Here is a 15,731-nt window from a genome sequence, read left to right as displayed (position 1 = left end):
GATAAAAAATTGACAAAGTGATTATTTTGTTCTATTATGAAATAGAGAGAAATCATAATATACAATCAAAATATCTAATTTTTTATTTTTAAAGAGGGGTGCATATAATGTTGATAGATTATATATTAGAAAAATTAACTGAAGATAGTTACCCCAATATACTTCAAGAACGATGTCTTTTAAATTGCTCCTCAATGGACCCTTGTACAAAATGTCGAGATATTTGTCCAAAGGATGCCATGCTTCTAAATTCTGGGAAAATTAGTATGGATGAAAATCTTTGTATAGGCTGCGGTCTTTGTAAGGCTGTATGTCCAACTCAAGCGATCCAGATGAAAAAGTTAGGGGAAGAGAGTATTCTCCGAGTAGCCGATGGCCAAGAGGACATGGTATTCTCCTGCTCTATAAAAGGCGGCGCAGGAGCAACAAAATTGACCTGTTTGCATGCTTTTCATCCAGAATTGTTGGCTATTTTATTTCTTATGCAGAAGGATAAAATGTATCAATTTAATTTAAGTAGCTGTAAAAATTGTAGTATTGCAAAGCATAATAATTTATTATTTTATGAATCATTAACGAAAGCGGACAACTTTGTAAGTTCTTTAGGCCTTCATCCCAAATATGAAGTGATTACGAATGAAAATAGTCTCAATCATTTAACAGGGAAAACTATGTCAAGGAGAGATTTGTTTTCTATCTTTCGAAAAGAATCTACAAATATTGCAACACAAGCAATGGATACGATTATCAGCGAAAAAGAGAGCTATCTGCCTATAAGAAAGATTTTGCTTCATAAGATCAGCAGTATAGCAGATATACAAAAAGAAAATACCATTCCAACAGGTTCTTTATTGAGTACTTGGCGGATAAATGAACAGTGCAATGGCTGCGGACAGTGTCAATCTGCCTGTCCAAATAAGGCTTGGAGCCTTGAGAAAGAGGATGGAACATTAAAGCTGTACCACCATGCCGGGAAATGTTATCAATGCAGAAAGTGTATAGAATCTTGTTCTAAAAAAGCCATTGAGGGAGACGACCTGCGATCAGGTGATATCAATCGATATCACTTAAAAAAACAAATCAGTTTAACGGAATGTTCCTTGTGTCACAAGGATTTTGTTGCTGTTCAAGGTGAAAAAGAATGTCCTATATGCAATAAAAAAGAAGCTCTGAGAAAAAAGCTGGCTTCAAATTAATTAATTTCATAAGGTTGGATTGTAATTATTTAAATGAGGTGAGAAGATGAAAGTGGTACAAACAGAAGAAGCGATTGGTATGGTCCTAGGTCATGATATTACTGAAATTATACCAGGTGAGTTTAAAGGGGTAGCCTTTAAAAAGGGTCACGTGATTAAGGAAAGTGATGTAGAAAGATTACTCAGAATAGGAAAAGAACACATTTATATATTTGAATTAGGTGAAGATGAAGTTCACGAAGAAGAGGCTGCTCTTATTTTAGCCAATTTACTTTGTGGTGAAGGTGTGGCGTTTACAGAGCCGAAAGAAGGAAAGTGCGATATAAAGGCAAAGTATAAGGGCTTATTGAAGATCAATCGAGAAATTTTGGATGAAATCAATGATTTGGGCGATATTTCTTTAGCCACCATTCATGGTAATATGCCCATTGAGGAAGGTGGATTGATCGGAGGATGTAGAGTCATCCCCCTTACTATAAAACGGGATCAAATAGAAGCAGCAGAAAGAATCTTAAAGGAGAGCGGGCCGATATTTGAGGTAAAGCCCTACAAAGAATTAAAGACGGGTTTAGTTGTAACGGGCAGCGAAGTCTATAAAGGAAGAATTGAAGATAAATTCGGGCCAGTAATTGAGAAAAAACTGTTAGCCTTCGGAACAACGGTCAGTTTTAAAACCATCGTTCCAGATGAGCTGGAGACCATTAAAGAAGCTGTTTTAGAATGGAAGGAAAAAGGTGCAGAGCTGATCATCGTTACAGGTGGAATGTCCGTAGATCCAGACGATAAGACGCCTGGTGCTATTAAAGCTACCGGTGCCAATATTATTTCCTATGGAACCCCTGTATTACCAGGAGCCATGCTGCTTTTTGGTTATTTAGAAGGAATTCCAGTATTCGGCCTTCCTGGGTGTGTGATGTATGCTTCTACTACAGGATTCGACATTTTATTGCCGAGGGTTCTGGCAGGAGAAGAAATTGTAAGACGGGACATTACGAGGATGGGATATGGCGGACAATGCTTAAAGTGTAAAGTGTGCACTTTTCCAAATTGCCATTTTGGTAAATACTAGGAGGGGTAATGATGGCAGATAACGACTTGCGTTTAACCATAGTAGAACATCTGGGAGAACTGAGAAAGAGATTAATCATCGCTGCAATTGCCATTATTGCAGGCAGCTTGGCAAGTTATAATTATGTAGATAAAATTATAGAAATTCTTGTAAGGCCAGCAGATGGGTTGGAATTTATCTATCTAAGTCCACCAGAACTTTTTATTTCGTATATTAAAATTTCCTTAGTCGTGGGAATTGTGGTTTCAGCCCCCATCGTTTTATTTCAAATATGGATGTTTATTCGGCCCGGTTTGAAGGAAAAAGAACAAAGATACGTGCTTTTTGCCATGTTTATGGGGATTGTGTTCTTAGTGATGGGTGTTGTATTTGCATACTTTATCATTATTCCAATGACGATTCAGTTTTTTGTTAAAATGACGGTCAATGGCATTGAACCCCTATTTTCTTTTGCTAATTATATCAGCTATATTAGCTCTATCCTAATTTCATTCGGTGTGGTATTTGAGTTGCCTTTAATCGTAATCCTCTTAACGCAATTGGGATTAGCGACACCAGCTACATTTAAGAAGCATAGAAAGATGGTTATATTGGGGATCTTTGTCGTTTCAGCTATTTTAACACCGCCGGATGTTGTCTCTCAGTCCATGATGGCGTTACCAATGATTGTTCTGTATGAGTTCAGTATTGTAATTGCCAATATGATTTATAAAAGAAAGAAAATAGATGCATAATAAACACAAAAAAGCAGCCAGTCTGCTTTTTTTGGTATGTAAAATTAAATAAACTATAAAATTTGGCCGTGGAAATAAACAATTTTATTTTAATTATAAAGCAAAAGGGATATAATCAATATGGAGGCAAAATACGATCAAATTTTTGGAGGTATAAAATGAAAAACCGATGGATAAAATTACATATTTTGATGATGATATTGTTTCTATCTGTAGTAGGATGTACCAATCAAGAAAAACCATTAGAAACTGTTGATGGAGAAAAAGACAGTCAGAAAGTAATCCAGGTATTTGCTAGCTTTTATCCTTACTATGATTTTGCAAAGGAAATCGGTGGAGACTATGTAAAAATAACCACCATTGTACCTGCAGGTACAGAGCCTCATAGCTTTGATCCTTCGCCAAAAACCATCGCAGATTTGGAGCGTGCAGATATTTTTATTTATAATGGACTGGATATGGAACCTTGGGTAGAAAAGGTTTTGGTGCTGTTGAAGGGAAAGGATATCAAAGTAATCGATGCAAGTAAAAGCGTAGAGCTTCTAACCCTCGGTGAAGAACATCATGGGGAGGATTATGATCACGAGGATGATGACCATGACCACGACCACGAAGAAGACCATAAGCATGGTCTATATGATCCACATATATGGGTGGATCCTGTGAATGCAATCCAGATTTCAGAGGCGATTAAAGAGGCCTTTGTGGATATGGATCCAGATCATCAACCCATCTATGAAGAAAATTATAGTAGATTTAAAGAGGAATTAGAAAAATTAAACGATCAATTTATAGAAGAATTAAAGGATGCCACCAATAGAAAAATAATCGTTTCCCATTCCGCCTTCGGTTACTTAGCGAAACGATACAATATCGAAGAAATTGCAGTTGCAGGTATTTCTCCAAATGCAGAGCCAAGTCCTAAAAGACTTGCAGAGCTTACGAAGCTAGCGAAAGAGCATGATATAAAGTATATATTCTTTGAGGCTTTAGCAAATGTGAAAACTGCAGAGGTTTTAGCCAATGAAGCAGGGCTTCAGGTATTGACGCTGTATAACATCGAAGGATTAACAGAGGAACAAAAGAACAATGGGGATGGCTATATCTCCATTATGTATCAGAATTTAGAAACATTGAAGAAAGCTCTGGTGGATTAAATGGAAAAGGTTTTAGAAGTAAAGGATGTATTTTTTGGCTATAATGAAAAATATATATTGGAAGAGATCAATTTGACACTGTATAAGGGGGATTTTTTAGGAATCGTAGGCCCCAATGGTTCCGCTAAAAGCACTTTACTCAAAATTATGCTAGGAATCTTAAAACCGCAAAAGGGTAGCATTACTTTATTAGATTCTACCATTGAGGATTTTAATGGTTGGGGAAGGATCGGTTATATATCCCAAAGGGTGCGAGACTTTAATTCTGCTTTTCCCGCAACGGTGGAAGAGATCGTAGGCGCCAATTTGTATAGTAAAAAGGGGATTTTAAAGTTTACCAGCAAGGAAGATCGAGAAAAGGTCAAAAAAGCCTTAGCGGTTGTGGACATGCTGGACTATGAAAAACAGCTGATCGGCAATCTTTCTGGAGGGCAGCAACAAAGAGTTTTTATTGCACGTGCTCTCGTCAGTAATCCTGAAATTATTTTTATGGACGAGCCTTTAGTTGGGGTCGATGTAAAATCACAGGAACAGTTCTATAGCTTGATGGAACGACTAAATAAAAAATTAGGCATCACTTTGGTCATGGTGTCCCATGATATTGGTGTCATCACCAATAGAGCCAATCGGGTGGCTTGTGTTGGCAATAAAAGTGTATTTGTGCATTCCACCGATCAATTTAATGAGCAGGAGTATATTAAAGAGGTTTATGGGCACAACTCCAGTTTGCTACATCACAGACATTAATACGAAACGAACTAGAATGATTTTTATCTGCTCCAAAGGGATAAGGATCAAGATAAAGAGGGGAATTTTTATGTTAGAAATATTAAGCTACGGTTTTATGCAAAGGGCCTTTCTGGCAGGGATTATGGTGGCGATGATCTGTCCTGCCATCGGTGTTTTTCTGGTGCTTAGAAGAATGTCGATGATTGGCGATACCTTGTCCCATGTAGCATTGGCAGGGGTCGCAGGAGGGATTTTAGCAGGGGTCTATCCTATTTATGGGGCACTGGGCTTTTCTGTTCTAGGGGCCCTTGCTATGGAAAAGCTTCGAAAGGAATATGAGCAATATGCTGAGATATCGATTTCTATTATGCTATCTGTGGGCATCGGATTAGCCACCATATTTATCAGTCTGGGTAACTCAAATGCAGCCATATTTAGCTATTTATTTGGTAGCATTGGGCTGACCTCCGATCAGGATATCACGGTCATATTAATCTTAGGAATTATCATCATTTTTTCCATTGTATTCTTTTACAAGGCTTTATTTTATATGGCATTTGATGAAGAAGCAGCAAAGCTAGCTGGCGTTCCAGTAAAGTTCACGAATCTCTACTTCACAATTTTAGTTGCCATGACCATTGCAATATCCATGCGAATCGTAGGTGTACTTTTAATATCCTCCTTAATGGTGATCCCAGTGGCTACGAGCCTACAGGTTTCAAAGAGTTTTAAGGAAACTTTTATATACGCCATAGGATTCGGTGTATGGTCCGTTATTATTGGCTTATTCCTATCTTTCTATGGGGACTTAGCGCCTGGAGGAACCATTGTTATTGCCTCGGTCATCATATTATTCCTTACGATGATAATAAAAAATATTCGAAAGAAAATAAAAAAATAAAAACCCATCCATAGATGGGTTTTTTATATTTTAGTGCTTATTTTCTAATTTTTGTTGAAGAACATCTTGTCTACAAGCAACTCTCTCTTTTAATGTTGCAAAGGAATTGCAATGGTCCATATCGGATGAGATTTCCCAATGAAGTACATAAGTGATCGCTACTCTTATTACAACGATACCAACAATTACATAAATTTGTTTTAAATCTTTAGCAAACATTGTAGATAGGATTTCTCCACCTAATAAGAAAGTAAGGCCTAAGGATAAGGCTCTTGCAAGTTCGATTTTTATAACATCATCGCTTAGATCAAAGCCTCTCATAGCATATCGAATAAAACATTTGATTGCGGTAAGTGTGATGATAAATACACCGAAAAGCTCCAATAGATAAATGATATTAGGTACTACCAATTCGATTAAGTGATGCAACATTCTAAATTCCTCCTATGTTGTAGTAAATTTAACAAAATAATTAATCCAAATACATTATCCTACGATCGGCAGGTTTTGTCAACAGTAATGTCTTTAATTTTACAAAGGCAAGGAAGGTCTATTTTTTACAAAGCATTCTTGTTCAGGTCTATATTCTGTACGGAGATTTTGATATAATAGATAACAGATAATAATTCTCATTCTATAGTATGGATTGAGATCATGGTGATTGTAATTTTAAGGGAGGTAGGATGTTGAAAAAGGAAGAGATTCTTATGTTGAGGAAAATCCCTGTTTTTGGAGAATTAAGCGATGAAGATTTAGAGAAAATCAATAGTATTACAATAGAGAAAAATTTGCGAAAAGGTACTATTATATTTATGGAAGGGGATAAGGGAGAGGCATTTTACTTTATAAAATCAGGCAAAATAAAGATATATAAAACGACGCCGGATGGAAGGGAACTTATTTTTGCGATTCTTTCCCACGGTGATGTTTTTGCAGAGGTCGCCTTATTTAATGATGTTGCTTATCCTGCTGGCGCTGAAGTTTTAGAAGATGCGTGTATTGGAACGATTCGGAATGAAGATTTAGAGGAACTGATTCGAAAAAATGCAGAGATTGCATTGCATATCATAAAGGAATTCAGCAAAAAGCTTTATAACTCTCAACAAAAGGTGAAGGAGCTGGCCTTAGGAGATACCTATGCACGAACAGCCCAAACCATTTTAAAGCTGGCTAAAAGTAATGGGAAAGAAACATCGGAAGGAATTGAGATTCATTTGGACATTTCTCGGCAGGAGTTGGCAAATTTAATTGGTACAGCTAGGGAAACTGTCAGCAGAGCCTTAAGTCAATTTAAAAAAGAAGGTTCCATCCATATTGACAAGAAGAAGATCATCATCAAAGATTTGAATAAATTAAGTGAATGGGCGAAGTAAAAAAATAAGCTTAGGAATATCTCTATTCTCTAAGCTTATTTTTATGAATTAAGCGTTTAATTTTTCTAAAAGTTGCTCAATGTTGATTCCGTGAACTGCTGCCGCTTGCTCTAAAGATTCCATTTGAGAAGATGGACAACCTAGGCAACCCATTCCGAATCCCATTAGGATAGATGCAGCTTCTGGCTTCATTCTTAATAAATCACCAATTAACATGTCTCTTGTAATTGTCATATGAAAAACCTCCTATTTTAGTTTGTGATTGAATTTGTAAGAAATTATCTATATTCATTATACCAATAAATTCTCACAAAGAATATGCTTTAAATCACTTTTTTACCGTGATTTTTATCACATAATAAAGGTTAGAACCTATACTTTATTTTAGCATAATATGTTTTATTGTGCTACTTATTTAATTGTATAATACATGAAAAACTAGGAAAGATAAAGAGAGAGAAAGTTCTATGTTAAAAAAATGAGAACATGTGTATTGAGGAAGGAGATTACTATATTGAAGCGGGAAGATATCCATAATTTTATTGAAAATTTAGATCAGGAGCATCAATTTTTTAATGGAATTGATGAAATCAATCAATATAATGTGAATGCTATTGCAGAGCTTATTCAATATTATAATATGAAGATATATAAAGATCCCATTTATAAAAAATCTGAAATTAGACAAGCGATCAAAACATACTTCGCCAGTTGTAGATAGATTGATGATGAGTGATTATTCAAGAAAGTTTTGGATATAAATGAAATATGTGATAGAATAAAATCTGTTCGTTGGCACCCACAAAATCAAAGTGCCTTCAATAAAAATTAGGAGGAATTTAAATGGCAAAAGAAGTAATCGTGTATACAAGTAACACATGACCTCATTGTTTCACAGTGAAAGAGTTTCTTTCAGAGAACAATGTTGAATTCACAGAAAAAAATATACAAACAGATGCAGCAGCTAGAAAAGAACTGATGAAGAAAGGAATCATGGCAGTTCCTGTAATTCAGATTGACGAGGAAGTTGTTGTTGGTTTCGATCGAGATAAAATTGAGGAACTTTTAGGATAAAATATCCTGTTAATAAAAGCTCCATGTACAGAGAAGATAAATTCTTCTCACTGTACATGGAGCTTTGTATATTGTAGATTTAAATTTGAGATGGAGCAATTCTTCTCAGCAGTTCATTTTTTAAATTTTATATTTTTTAAGCTGATTTTTAAAGTTTGTAATCAATGTTTCGAATAAAGCGATGCTGCTGGATAAATCCGTTACTTTTTCTGCGTACTGGGTTACATTGGCGCTCATTTCCTGAGATGCAGCAGAGTTTTCTTCTGCAATAGAGGCTAAGGAGTGAATGTTTTCAATGACACTATTTAAATTATCCGTTTCAGAGGACAGCGCATCAATCAGTTTTACGATAACATTGGAGGTATCCAGAACCTTATCCGTAGAATTTTGATTATTGATTGTCACCTGATCTAATTTTTCCGTACTCATTTCTAATTGATCGTATTGCGACTGAATTTTATGTACCAGATTTCCAATCTGCTGTATAAAGTGCATCAGATTATTGTTGATTTCTCCAACGGCGCTCTTTGAATGTTCTGCCAGCTTTCTGATCTCTTCAGCAACAACAGTGAAGCCTCTACCAGCTTCCCCTGCACGGGCAGCCTCTATGGCAGCATTCAAGGCCAATAGATTTGTTTGGTCTGCGATGGATTCTACAGTAGAGCTGATATCCATAATCTTGTTTGCTTGCACAGATAAATCCATGCCATGGTTATTGACTTCTGAAAATTTGGTTTTCACATCATTAATTAATTCCGTTGTTTGCTTTATTTCATGGAAGGATTTTTGTAATCCTCTGCCAGCTTCTTCTAATTGATTTTTACTTTCTGTTTCTTCATCCACTATTTTCGATAATCGAGCAACGTATTCATCCAGCTTGTATACGGCTTCTCCTGTTTCTTCTGCTTGATGGCTTGCACTTAAGGCAACTTCAGTAACCACAGAGGAAATGGAGGATGAGAATACACCCATGGTTTGAGAAATTTCGGTGAACTGCTCTACAAATTTTGTAAGGTCATCGGTACCGCCTCTAAGAAAAAGAAAATCTTTTTTTAATATTTCCTTCGCTTCGTTAAATTCATTGACCAATGTTTCAATGGTATCATTTGTTTTTAATTCCGTTCTATCAGAAAAATTATACTCTTTCAGCTTCGTAATCTCAGTTGTCGCAATATTAATTGGCTTTGTAATCAGGGAAGCAGCAAAGAATGTGGATAGAAATGTAGCCAATGAAATCATTATATTTGAAGTTAAATGGTTCGTTGTAAAAAAGCTTAAGGACAGGAGTGTAATGATACTTGGAAAAAGACTAATCTTTACAGGAAGACTTCGAATAAAACCAAGCCCTAATAGTTTAGTGGCAGTTTTGTTTAATATTTTTCCTTCGGGCTTTTCAACCTTAATATGTACAATCAATTTTTTGCGACCATCGTCATGAACACCGGTCTCTACAACAGAGAACTCCATTTTTTCATTAAAAAATTTAGAACTACCTTCTAAAAGACCTAGAAAGTAATCGAAAAGACCACGCTTCGATATATAAGTAAGTTCAAATTCCGTCGGACTGATGTCTCTAGGAATTAATCTTGGTGGTGTAGCTCCTTTGATTAGTTTTGTGAGTTGACTATGGACATCGTCCATCATCATTAAAAAGCCTTTCAGGCTACTTCTTTCAAAATAAGAAGGGAACCATTTATTAAAGGAAATAATATTTTGTCGACCTACTTTACGCCAAATTTCGTTTGTTGGAACATTTGTTAGCTTAGAGATTTCTTCAAAAACCTTGAAAATTTCTTCGTCTGGAATATCTTCCAAAGGAGTAATAATGCGATGTTCATCCCAAGAAGCACGTTTTAAAGCTGTAGATACTGTATTACTATCAAAAATATTCCGCAGACTGTTTAACCATGTAGATACAATTGTACCTTTCATAAAAAAGCCCCCTTATTTGTTTGAAAATCATATGTTATAAATCGATCCAATACGACATCAATAATTACTTTATTATACCATATATCCAATGGGTGTGAAATTAAATTATCCTTTAAGTATACTGAAAAATAGGGCGAAAATGCAAGTTTAGGTTGTAGAAGAATTAAATATTTGTAAGGATTACAATTTTTAAACCGAAAGAAAGCCATATATGTCGAATATAGTTAGAAATATATAAATTTTCAATTAATTAAAAAGAATTTTAAGATGGTAGAATATTCAAAAATATGTTATGATAATAGAGATTGAGATTTCTGCTGAATATTAACGGAGGTGTTTTGATGAAAACGGATGTACAAATTGCACAAGAAGCAAAGATGCTACCGATAGCAGATATTGCTGCTGGACTAGGAATTCAAGATGATGAATTGGAGCTTTATGGTAAATATAAAGCAAAAGTTTCTTTAGATGTATTTGACCGATTAAAAGATAAGCCTGATGGAAAGTTAATATTAGTTACTGCAATTAATCCAACTCCTGCTGGAGAGGGGAAAACAACTACGAATGTTGGTTTAAGCATGGGTTTAAATAAAATCGGCAAGAAAACCATTACAGCATTAAGAGAGCCTTCCTTAGGACCAAACTTTGGGGTAAAAGGTGGTGCTGCAGGTGGAGGGTACGCTCAGGTAGTTCCTATGGAAGATATCAACCTTCATTTTACAGGCGATATCCATGCAATTACTACAGCGCATAACCTTTTAGCTGCGCTTTTAGATAACCATTTACATCAAGGCAATAAATTGAATATAGATTCTAGAAGAATTGTTTGGAGAAGAGTACTAGACATGAACGATCGTGCTCTTAGAAATACAGTGATTGGTCTTGGCAGTAGAGGAGACGGTGTTCCTAGACAAGACGGTTTTGATATTACCGTTGCATCAGAAATTATGGCCATACTTTGCTTATCCAATAGCTTAGAGGATTTAAAAGATAGAATCAGTCGAATGGTTGTGGCTTATAATCTAGACAATCAACCGATTACAGTGAATGATTTAGAGGCAACAGGCGCATTATCCTTATTATTAAAGGATGCCATTAAGCCGAACTTAGTTCAAACATTAGAAAATACACCAGCGTTTATTCACGGTGGACCTTTTGCGAATATCGCACATGGTTGTAACAGTGTGCTCGCTACGAAATTAGGTCTGAAGCTTGCGGACTATGTCGTAACAGAAGCTGGATTTGGCGCAGATTTAGGCGCTGAAAAATTCTTTGATATCAAATGTAGATTTGCAGGTCTAAAGCCTGATTGTGCAGTGATTGTAGCCACTGTTAGAGCACTTAAAAACCATGGCGGCGTTCCAAAGGCAGAACTCAACAATGAAAATCTAGAAGCTCTAGAAAAAGGCTACCGTAACTTAGAAAAACATATCGAAAACGTACAGAAGTTTGGTGTTCCTGCTGTAGTTGCAATCAACAAATTCCCTACAGATACAGAAGCTGAGCTTAATTTCTTAAGAAAGCACTGTGCAGAGATGGGTGCAGAAGTTGTGCTTTCAGACGTATGGGCAAACGGTGGAGACGGTGGCATTGAGATGGCGAAGAAGGTTGTAGAGGTTGTAGAATCTAAGGAATCCAACTTTAAGCCACTTTATGATGTAAATGCTAGCATTGTAGAGAAAATTAATACCATTGCCAAAGAGGTTTACGGTGCAGACGGTGTTGATTTCACTAAAAGTGCACAGACACAAATTAAAAAGTACGAAGATCTAGGATTGGATAAAATGCCAATTTGTATGGCAAAAACTCAATATTCATTATCTGATGATCCATCATTAATCGGTAGACCTTCAGGATTTAGAATCACAGTAAAAGAAATCAGATTATCCGCTGGTGCAGGATTCTTAGTTGCATTAACTGGAGATATTATGGTAATGCCAGGACTGCCAAAGGTTCCAGCGGCAAACCATATGGATATCCTTGAAAGTGGAGAGATCATCGGGTTATTCTAAGAATTTTAATCATTTGATACATCAACAAAGAAAGTCTGGAGATCTCCAGACTTTCTTTGCTATAATATAGAGGAAGGATGTTCAAGACTCCATCATACATCAGCCATAGGAGGGAAAGCTATTGTCCATAGTCTATGCAGTGGTCAGTATACTACTGGTGATCCTGTGCCTTGGTGTGCCAGCCATTGCTACTGTATTTTTCTTTAAGCGATTTGGTAAGGCGCCCAGAAGCAATGAAGATTACCTACTCGAAAAAATAAGAGATTTAGAAAACCGTATAAAAAAATTAGAGGATGAATTCTACGAGTAATCATCCTCTAATTTTTTATGACCTAACCCAATTTATTGCTTCCTTCGGTGGCATAAATTGATGGTAGGTCAAACGCAACGAATGCCAATTTCATCGACCAGAGGGAGAATGAAATTGTGCAATGAGACTGCGAAATAACCCAATTTATACGACTGCGAAATAGCTATAAATAATCCGATTGATTTCCCTATACAATAGTGCTTATTTAAATCGATTTAAAAGGTTTTCAAACTCCTCTTTACTGATGGTTGTATCCAAATCAATCAAGGGTTTCGCCTCAGCGCCCTGAATCCGATCTAAAAATGAAGGTTCGTTTTTTTGATAAATGATGCCGGAGCAAAGACCATCGGTCTCTATGAGCTTATTCATAGCCCTTTGATAATCCATTGGATCATAAGTAGAATCTTCATCAAGATTGACGATATGATCCCGATACCATTGATAGGTATTCTGCTTATTAAAGGTTACGCAAGGACTAAAAACATTAATGATAGAAAAACCGTTATGCTCGATTCCTTTGACAATAATATCAATGAGCTGGTCTTGGAAGCCTGAGAAACCTTGAGCTAAATAGGTAGCACCAGCAGCAAGTGCAGTAATTCCAGGTTTTAATGGATTGTCCATAGAACCAAAGGGTGTACTTTTGGTTTCGAATCCAGTATCGCTTAAAGGAGAAGTATGGCCCTTTGTAAGTCCATAAATCTGATTGTTTAGAACGATATAGGTCATATTTAGGTTTCTTCTGATGGCATGAAGGGTATGACTCGTTCCAATAGCAAAGCCGTCTCCATCTCCCCCAGCAGCCAGAACCACTAAGTCCTTATTGGCCATTTTAATTCCCTGTGCAATAGGAAGGGAGCGCCCATGGATGCTATGAAATCCATACCCATTGAGATAGCCAGACAATCTGCCAGAGCAACCGATGCCAGTTACACTGGCAAATTGGTCCATGGGGATATCCAGCTTCGATGCTGCTGTTTGAATCGCCCTCAATATGGAGAAATGTCCGCAGCCGGGACACCAAGTCGGTGTTATTTTATTGCTATAGTCCTGTGCAGTAGCCATTAAAACCACGCTCCTATCTTTTCTACCATTTCTGTAATTGTAAAGTTGGTTCCATCATATTTATGGATACTATGAATTTTATCATGATGGCCCAATTCTTCCTTGAGGATGGATGCCAACTGTTTACGATAGTTGCTTTCTACCACCACGATATGATCATAGCGCTCAAAGAGGGAAGTTAATTGTTTCATAGGGAGAGGGCGTATTCTTCGAATGATACCCAAATCCACTTTTTTCTCACTTTGCTCTATGGCCTCTAAAACCGTACCAAAAGCAGAACCGTAGGTTAAAAACAAGGTTGGATTATTGTTACCAAATGGATACAGATCAATAGAAGGTTCATTTTCTAAAGGGGCAGTTTTACCCAATCTCTTATCCATCATTTTTTTACGATTTTCAGGTTTTTCAAAAGGAAGACCCAATTCATTATGTTCTAAACCAGTAACGTGATGGCCCCCATTGATCATGCCGGGAAAGCTTCGAGGGGATACGCCATCCTCTGTGAAGGCATATCGCTTAAAGGTCCCTCTCTCTATGACTGCTAAATCCTCTTTTTTTGCTATTTTACCCCTGTCTATAATCACTTGATCATAATCTAGATCATCGATGGTCTGAGGAGAAAGGCCTAAGTTTAAATCGGATAAAACAAAGACAGGGCATTGATATTGGTCTGCTAAGTTGAAGGCTTTAATGGTATCGTAGAAGCAATCTTCTACAGTGGCTGGAGACAGAATAATACTTGGGTATTCTCCATGGCCACCGTAATAAAGGCTGAATAAATCGCTCTGCTCATTTTTTGTTGGAAGTCCGGTGCTCGGTCCAACCCTTTGAATATCGGCGATGACCAGTGGCGTTTCTGTATTTCCCGCTAAGCCAATTCCCTCCATCATTAAAGATAGTCCGGGACCAGAAGTGGCAGTCATACTTCGAATACCTCCATAGGAAGCACCAATAGCCATGGTAACTGCGGCGATTTCATCTTCCACCTGTACCATCATGCCACCATAGCGAGGTAGCACTTTGCCCATATACTCCATTACCTCAGATGCCGGCGTAATGGGATAGGAGGGGATGAACCTGCAGCCTGCCATAAGCGCACCGAACCCGATGGCTTCGTTACCAAGCATCACCGCCCTAGAAGAAGGGTTCTTTGGATGCAATAAGTAGAAGTCCTGAATATCCAGACCTTCAATTTTAATATGGTAAGCTTCCTCAAGGGTGGATAAGTTCTTTTCAACAACCTCCTGTCCCTTGGCTCTATATTTTTCGTCTAAAGAGGTTAATAAGCCTGATTTATCAAGTCCAAGCAATCTGCCTATAAATCCTAGGGCAGAGGTGTTCTTCATGATCAAGGAACCAAAATTTTTAGCGATTTCAGTAATGGGAAGTGGGATAAAGCGATTGCTTTCAGCATTGAAGTCTTCTACAGAAATAACAGAATCGTATAATAAAATGCCATTGGTATGGAGTTTACTGCTATATAACTGGATCGTTTCTTTATCTAATGCTAAAATAATATCCATGTGCTCTTCTACAGAAAGCTGCTTTTCCACACCGATGGATAGGGTCATGGTCGTATTGCCCCCTTTAATCCGAGAAGAGAAGCTCCTGCTGCCGTAAGTGTAGTAGCCTAAATTAGACAATGTTTTCATTAAATTCGTACCGAGGCTGACGACGCCTTCGCCTTGTATACCGCCGATTAGTAAGGTTAATTTACTTTTCAAATGATTCACTCCTAAAAAATATTTTTAGAAAATATCGTTATACTAATAATTGTACCATATTCTATTCTCAATTAATCAGGGATAATGGCATAACATAGCAAAATGCAAGATTATTATTTAACATATCAATATTCTGATACATAGCTTAATTATAGGCTTATTTTTCAATAGCACATTGACAAAATAGTATATAACTTATAAAATAGTTAAAAATATAGATGAAAAAGCAATGATTAAGAAGAGTAGCTGTAATACGATCCTTTAGCGAGCCGGAGATGGTGGAAGTTCGGTGCTTAGTACACAGTGAATGGGCTTATGAGTGCTGGCTGAAATTGTAGTAGGCTAAGACGGTGTTCCTCCGTTATAGGGAATGTTGAAGGATCAACAGTAAGTAGAATGCTTTGCATTAACTAGAGTGGTACCGCGGAGAATAACTCTTCGTCTCTAAAGTTTAT

Annotated in this window: 16 protein-coding genes and 1 other annotated feature; of the genes, 11 read left to right on the top strand and 5 right to left on the bottom strand. The window is 36.9% G+C overall.

The genetic code is table 11. From position 1 onward, the window contains the following. Nucleotides 1–107: 107 nt before the first annotated feature. The 6 genes from CLOS_RS11145 to CLOS_RS11120 all read left to right on the top strand — a co-directional run bounded on the left by CLOS_RS11145 (nucleotide 108) and on the right by CLOS_RS11120 (nucleotide 5,786). Nucleotides 108–1,196, top strand: a complete 1,089-nt coding sequence (locus tag CLOS_RS11145; RefSeq protein WP_012159984.1) for a 4Fe-4S binding protein — start codon at nucleotides 108–110, stop codon at nucleotides 1,194–1,196. A gap of 46 nt (nucleotides 1,197–1,242) precedes the next feature. Further along, nucleotides 1,243–2,265, top strand: a complete 1,023-nt coding sequence (locus CLOS_RS11140; protein WP_012159983.1) for a molybdopterin-binding protein — start codon at nucleotides 1,243–1,245, stop codon at nucleotides 2,263–2,265. An 11-nt stretch (nucleotides 2,266–2,276) separates the two neighbouring features. After that, nucleotides 2,277–2,999, top strand: a complete 723-nt coding sequence (gene tatC, locus CLOS_RS11135) for a twin-arginine translocase subunit TatC (protein ID WP_041719287.1) — start codon at nucleotides 2,277–2,279, stop codon at nucleotides 2,997–2,999. A gap of 158 nt (nucleotides 3,000–3,157) precedes the next feature. Continuing rightward, nucleotides 3,158–4,156, top strand: coding sequence for a metal ABC transporter substrate-binding protein (locus CLOS_RS11130; protein WP_012159981.1), 999 nt, complete (start codon nucleotides 3,158–3,160; stop codon nucleotides 4,154–4,156). Next, nucleotides 4,157–4,903, top strand: coding sequence for a metal ABC transporter ATP-binding protein (locus CLOS_RS11125; RefSeq protein ID WP_012159980.1), 747 nt, complete (start codon nucleotides 4,157–4,159; stop codon nucleotides 4,901–4,903). A gap of 70 nt (nucleotides 4,904–4,973) precedes the next feature. Then, on the top strand, nucleotides 4,974–5,786 hold the full coding sequence (locus CLOS_RS11120; RefSeq protein WP_012159979.1) for a metal ABC transporter permease: 813 nt from the start codon (nucleotides 4,974–4,976) through the stop codon (nucleotides 5,784–5,786). A 30-nt stretch (nucleotides 5,787–5,816) separates the two neighbouring features. Here CLOS_RS11120 and CLOS_RS11115 read toward each other — a convergent pair whose 3' ends face one another. Beyond that, nucleotides 5,817–6,218: a DUF1622 domain-containing protein gene (locus tag CLOS_RS11115; protein ID WP_012159978.1), complete on the bottom strand. Its 402-nt coding sequence runs from the start codon at nucleotides 6,216–6,218 to the stop codon at nucleotides 5,817–5,819. Between the two features lie 251 nt (nucleotides 6,219–6,469). On the opposite strand from CLOS_RS11115, the gene CLOS_RS11110 reads away from it, so the two are divergent. Then, on the top strand, nucleotides 6,470–7,159 hold the full coding sequence (locus tag CLOS_RS11110) for a Crp/Fnr family transcriptional regulator (protein ID WP_012159977.1): 690 nt from the start codon (nucleotides 6,470–6,472) through the stop codon (nucleotides 7,157–7,159). A 48-nt stretch (nucleotides 7,160–7,207) separates the two neighbouring features. On the opposite strand, the gene CLOS_RS11105 is transcribed toward CLOS_RS11110, so the two are convergent. Further along, the gene (locus CLOS_RS11105; RefSeq protein WP_012159976.1) at nucleotides 7,208–7,393 is read right to left on the bottom strand and encodes a DUF1858 domain-containing protein; all 186 of its coding nucleotides are present in this window, start codon (nucleotides 7,391–7,393) and stop codon (nucleotides 7,208–7,210) included. Nucleotides 7,394–7,673: 280 nt separating this feature from the next. On the opposite strand from CLOS_RS11105, the gene CLOS_RS11100 reads away from it, so the two are divergent. Both CLOS_RS11100 and CLOS_RS11095 read left to right on the top strand, forming a co-directional pair. After that, the gene (locus CLOS_RS11100; RefSeq protein WP_012159975.1) at nucleotides 7,674–7,880 is read left to right on the top strand and encodes a hypothetical protein; all 207 of its coding nucleotides are present in this window, start codon (nucleotides 7,674–7,676) and stop codon (nucleotides 7,878–7,880) included. 122 nt (nucleotides 7,881–8,002) lie between these two features. Next, nucleotides 8,003–8,233, top strand: a complete 231-nt coding sequence (locus CLOS_RS11095) for a glutaredoxin family protein (protein WP_012159974.1) — start codon at nucleotides 8,003–8,005, stop codon at nucleotides 8,231–8,233. 120 nt (nucleotides 8,234–8,353) lie between these two features. Here the strand turns inward: CLOS_RS11095 and CLOS_RS11090 are convergent, their stop codons facing one another. Next, a complete protein-coding gene (locus CLOS_RS11090) occupies nucleotides 8,354–10,165 on the bottom strand; it encodes a heme NO-binding domain-containing protein (RefSeq protein ID WP_012159973.1) in 1,812 nt (603 codons plus the stop codon). Between the two features lie 341 nt (nucleotides 10,166–10,506). Between CLOS_RS11090 and CLOS_RS11085 the strand changes: the two genes are divergently transcribed. Both CLOS_RS11085 and CLOS_RS11080 read left to right on the top strand, forming a co-directional pair. Next, complete coding sequence (locus CLOS_RS11085) at nucleotides 10,507–12,177, top strand: formate--tetrahydrofolate ligase (RefSeq protein WP_012159972.1); 1,671 nt, start codon at nucleotides 10,507–10,509, stop codon at nucleotides 12,175–12,177. Between the two features lie 121 nt (nucleotides 12,178–12,298). Beyond that, nucleotides 12,299–12,487, top strand: coding sequence for a hypothetical protein (locus CLOS_RS11080; RefSeq protein WP_012159971.1), 189 nt, complete (start codon nucleotides 12,299–12,301; stop codon nucleotides 12,485–12,487). Between the two features lie 201 nt (nucleotides 12,488–12,688). On the opposite strand, the gene CLOS_RS11075 is transcribed toward CLOS_RS11080, so the two are convergent. Beyond that, nucleotides 12,689–13,552, bottom strand: a complete 864-nt coding sequence (locus CLOS_RS11075) for a 2-oxoacid:ferredoxin oxidoreductase subunit beta (RefSeq protein ID WP_012159970.1) — start codon at nucleotides 13,550–13,552, stop codon at nucleotides 12,689–12,691. Then, nucleotides 13,552–15,285 (bottom strand): 2-oxoacid:acceptor oxidoreductase subunit alpha, encoded by a 1,734-nt coding sequence (locus CLOS_RS11070; RefSeq protein ID WP_408626269.1) that lies wholly within the window; start codon nucleotides 15,283–15,285, stop codon nucleotides 13,552–13,554. Before CLOS_RS11070 ends, CLOS_RS11075 begins: the two co-directional genes overlap by 1 nt. Before the next feature lie 211 nt (nucleotides 15,286–15,496). Further along, nucleotides 15,497–15,725: a binding site (T-box leader), on the top strand. Nucleotides 15,726–15,731 lie beyond the last annotated feature (6 nt).

Source organism: Alkaliphilus oremlandii OhILAs (assembly GCF_000018325.1).
GTDB lineage: Bacteria > Bacillota > Clostridia > Peptostreptococcales > Natronincolaceae > Alkaliphilus_B > Alkaliphilus_B oremlandii.
The sequence above is the reverse complement of the archived record's forward strand: the minus strand, read 5'-3'. Positions and strand labels throughout refer to the sequence as shown.

Bases quoted from the DNA above. Each gene is read 5' to 3' on its own strand.
- CLOS_RS11125 (WP_012159980.1), top strand. From the start codon at position 4,157: ATGGAAAAGGTTTTAGAAGTAAAGGATGTATTTTTTGGCTATAATGAA.
- CLOS_RS11130 (WP_012159981.1), top strand. From the start codon at position 3,158: ATGAAAAACCGATGGATAAAATTACATATTTTGATGATGATATTGTTT.
- CLOS_RS11110 (WP_012159977.1), top strand. From the start codon at position 6,470: ATGTTGAAAAAGGAAGAGATTCTTATGTTGAGGAAAATCCCTGTTTTT.
- CLOS_RS11120 (WP_012159979.1), top strand. From the start codon at position 4,974: ATGTTAGAAATATTAAGCTACGGTTTTATGCAAAGGGCCTTTCTGGCA.
- CLOS_RS11140 (WP_012159983.1), top strand. From the start codon at position 1,243: ATGAAAGTGGTACAAACAGAAGAAGCGATTGGTATGGTCCTAGGTCAT.
- CLOS_RS11105 (WP_012159976.1), bottom strand. From the start codon at position 7,393: ATGACAATTACAAGAGACATGTTAATTGGTGATTTATTAAGAATGAAG.
- tatC (WP_041719287.1), top strand. From the start codon at position 2,277: ATGGCAGATAACGACTTGCGTTTAACCATAGTAGAACATCTGGGAGAA.
- CLOS_RS11085 (WP_012159972.1), top strand. From the start codon at position 10,507: ATGAAAACGGATGTACAAATTGCACAAGAAGCAAAGATGCTACCGATA.
- CLOS_RS11145 (WP_012159984.1), top strand. From the start codon at position 108: ATGTTGATAGATTATATATTAGAAAAATTAACTGAAGATAGTTACCCC.
- CLOS_RS11090 (WP_012159973.1), bottom strand. From the start codon at position 10,165: ATGAAAGGTACAATTGTATCTACATGGTTAAACAGTCTGCGGAATATT.
- CLOS_RS11115 (WP_012159978.1), bottom strand. From the start codon at position 6,218: ATGTTGCATCACTTAATCGAATTGGTAGTACCTAATATCATTTATCTA.
- CLOS_RS11075 (WP_012159970.1), bottom strand. From the start codon at position 13,552: ATGGCTACTGCACAGGACTATAGCAATAAAATAACACCGACTTGGTGT.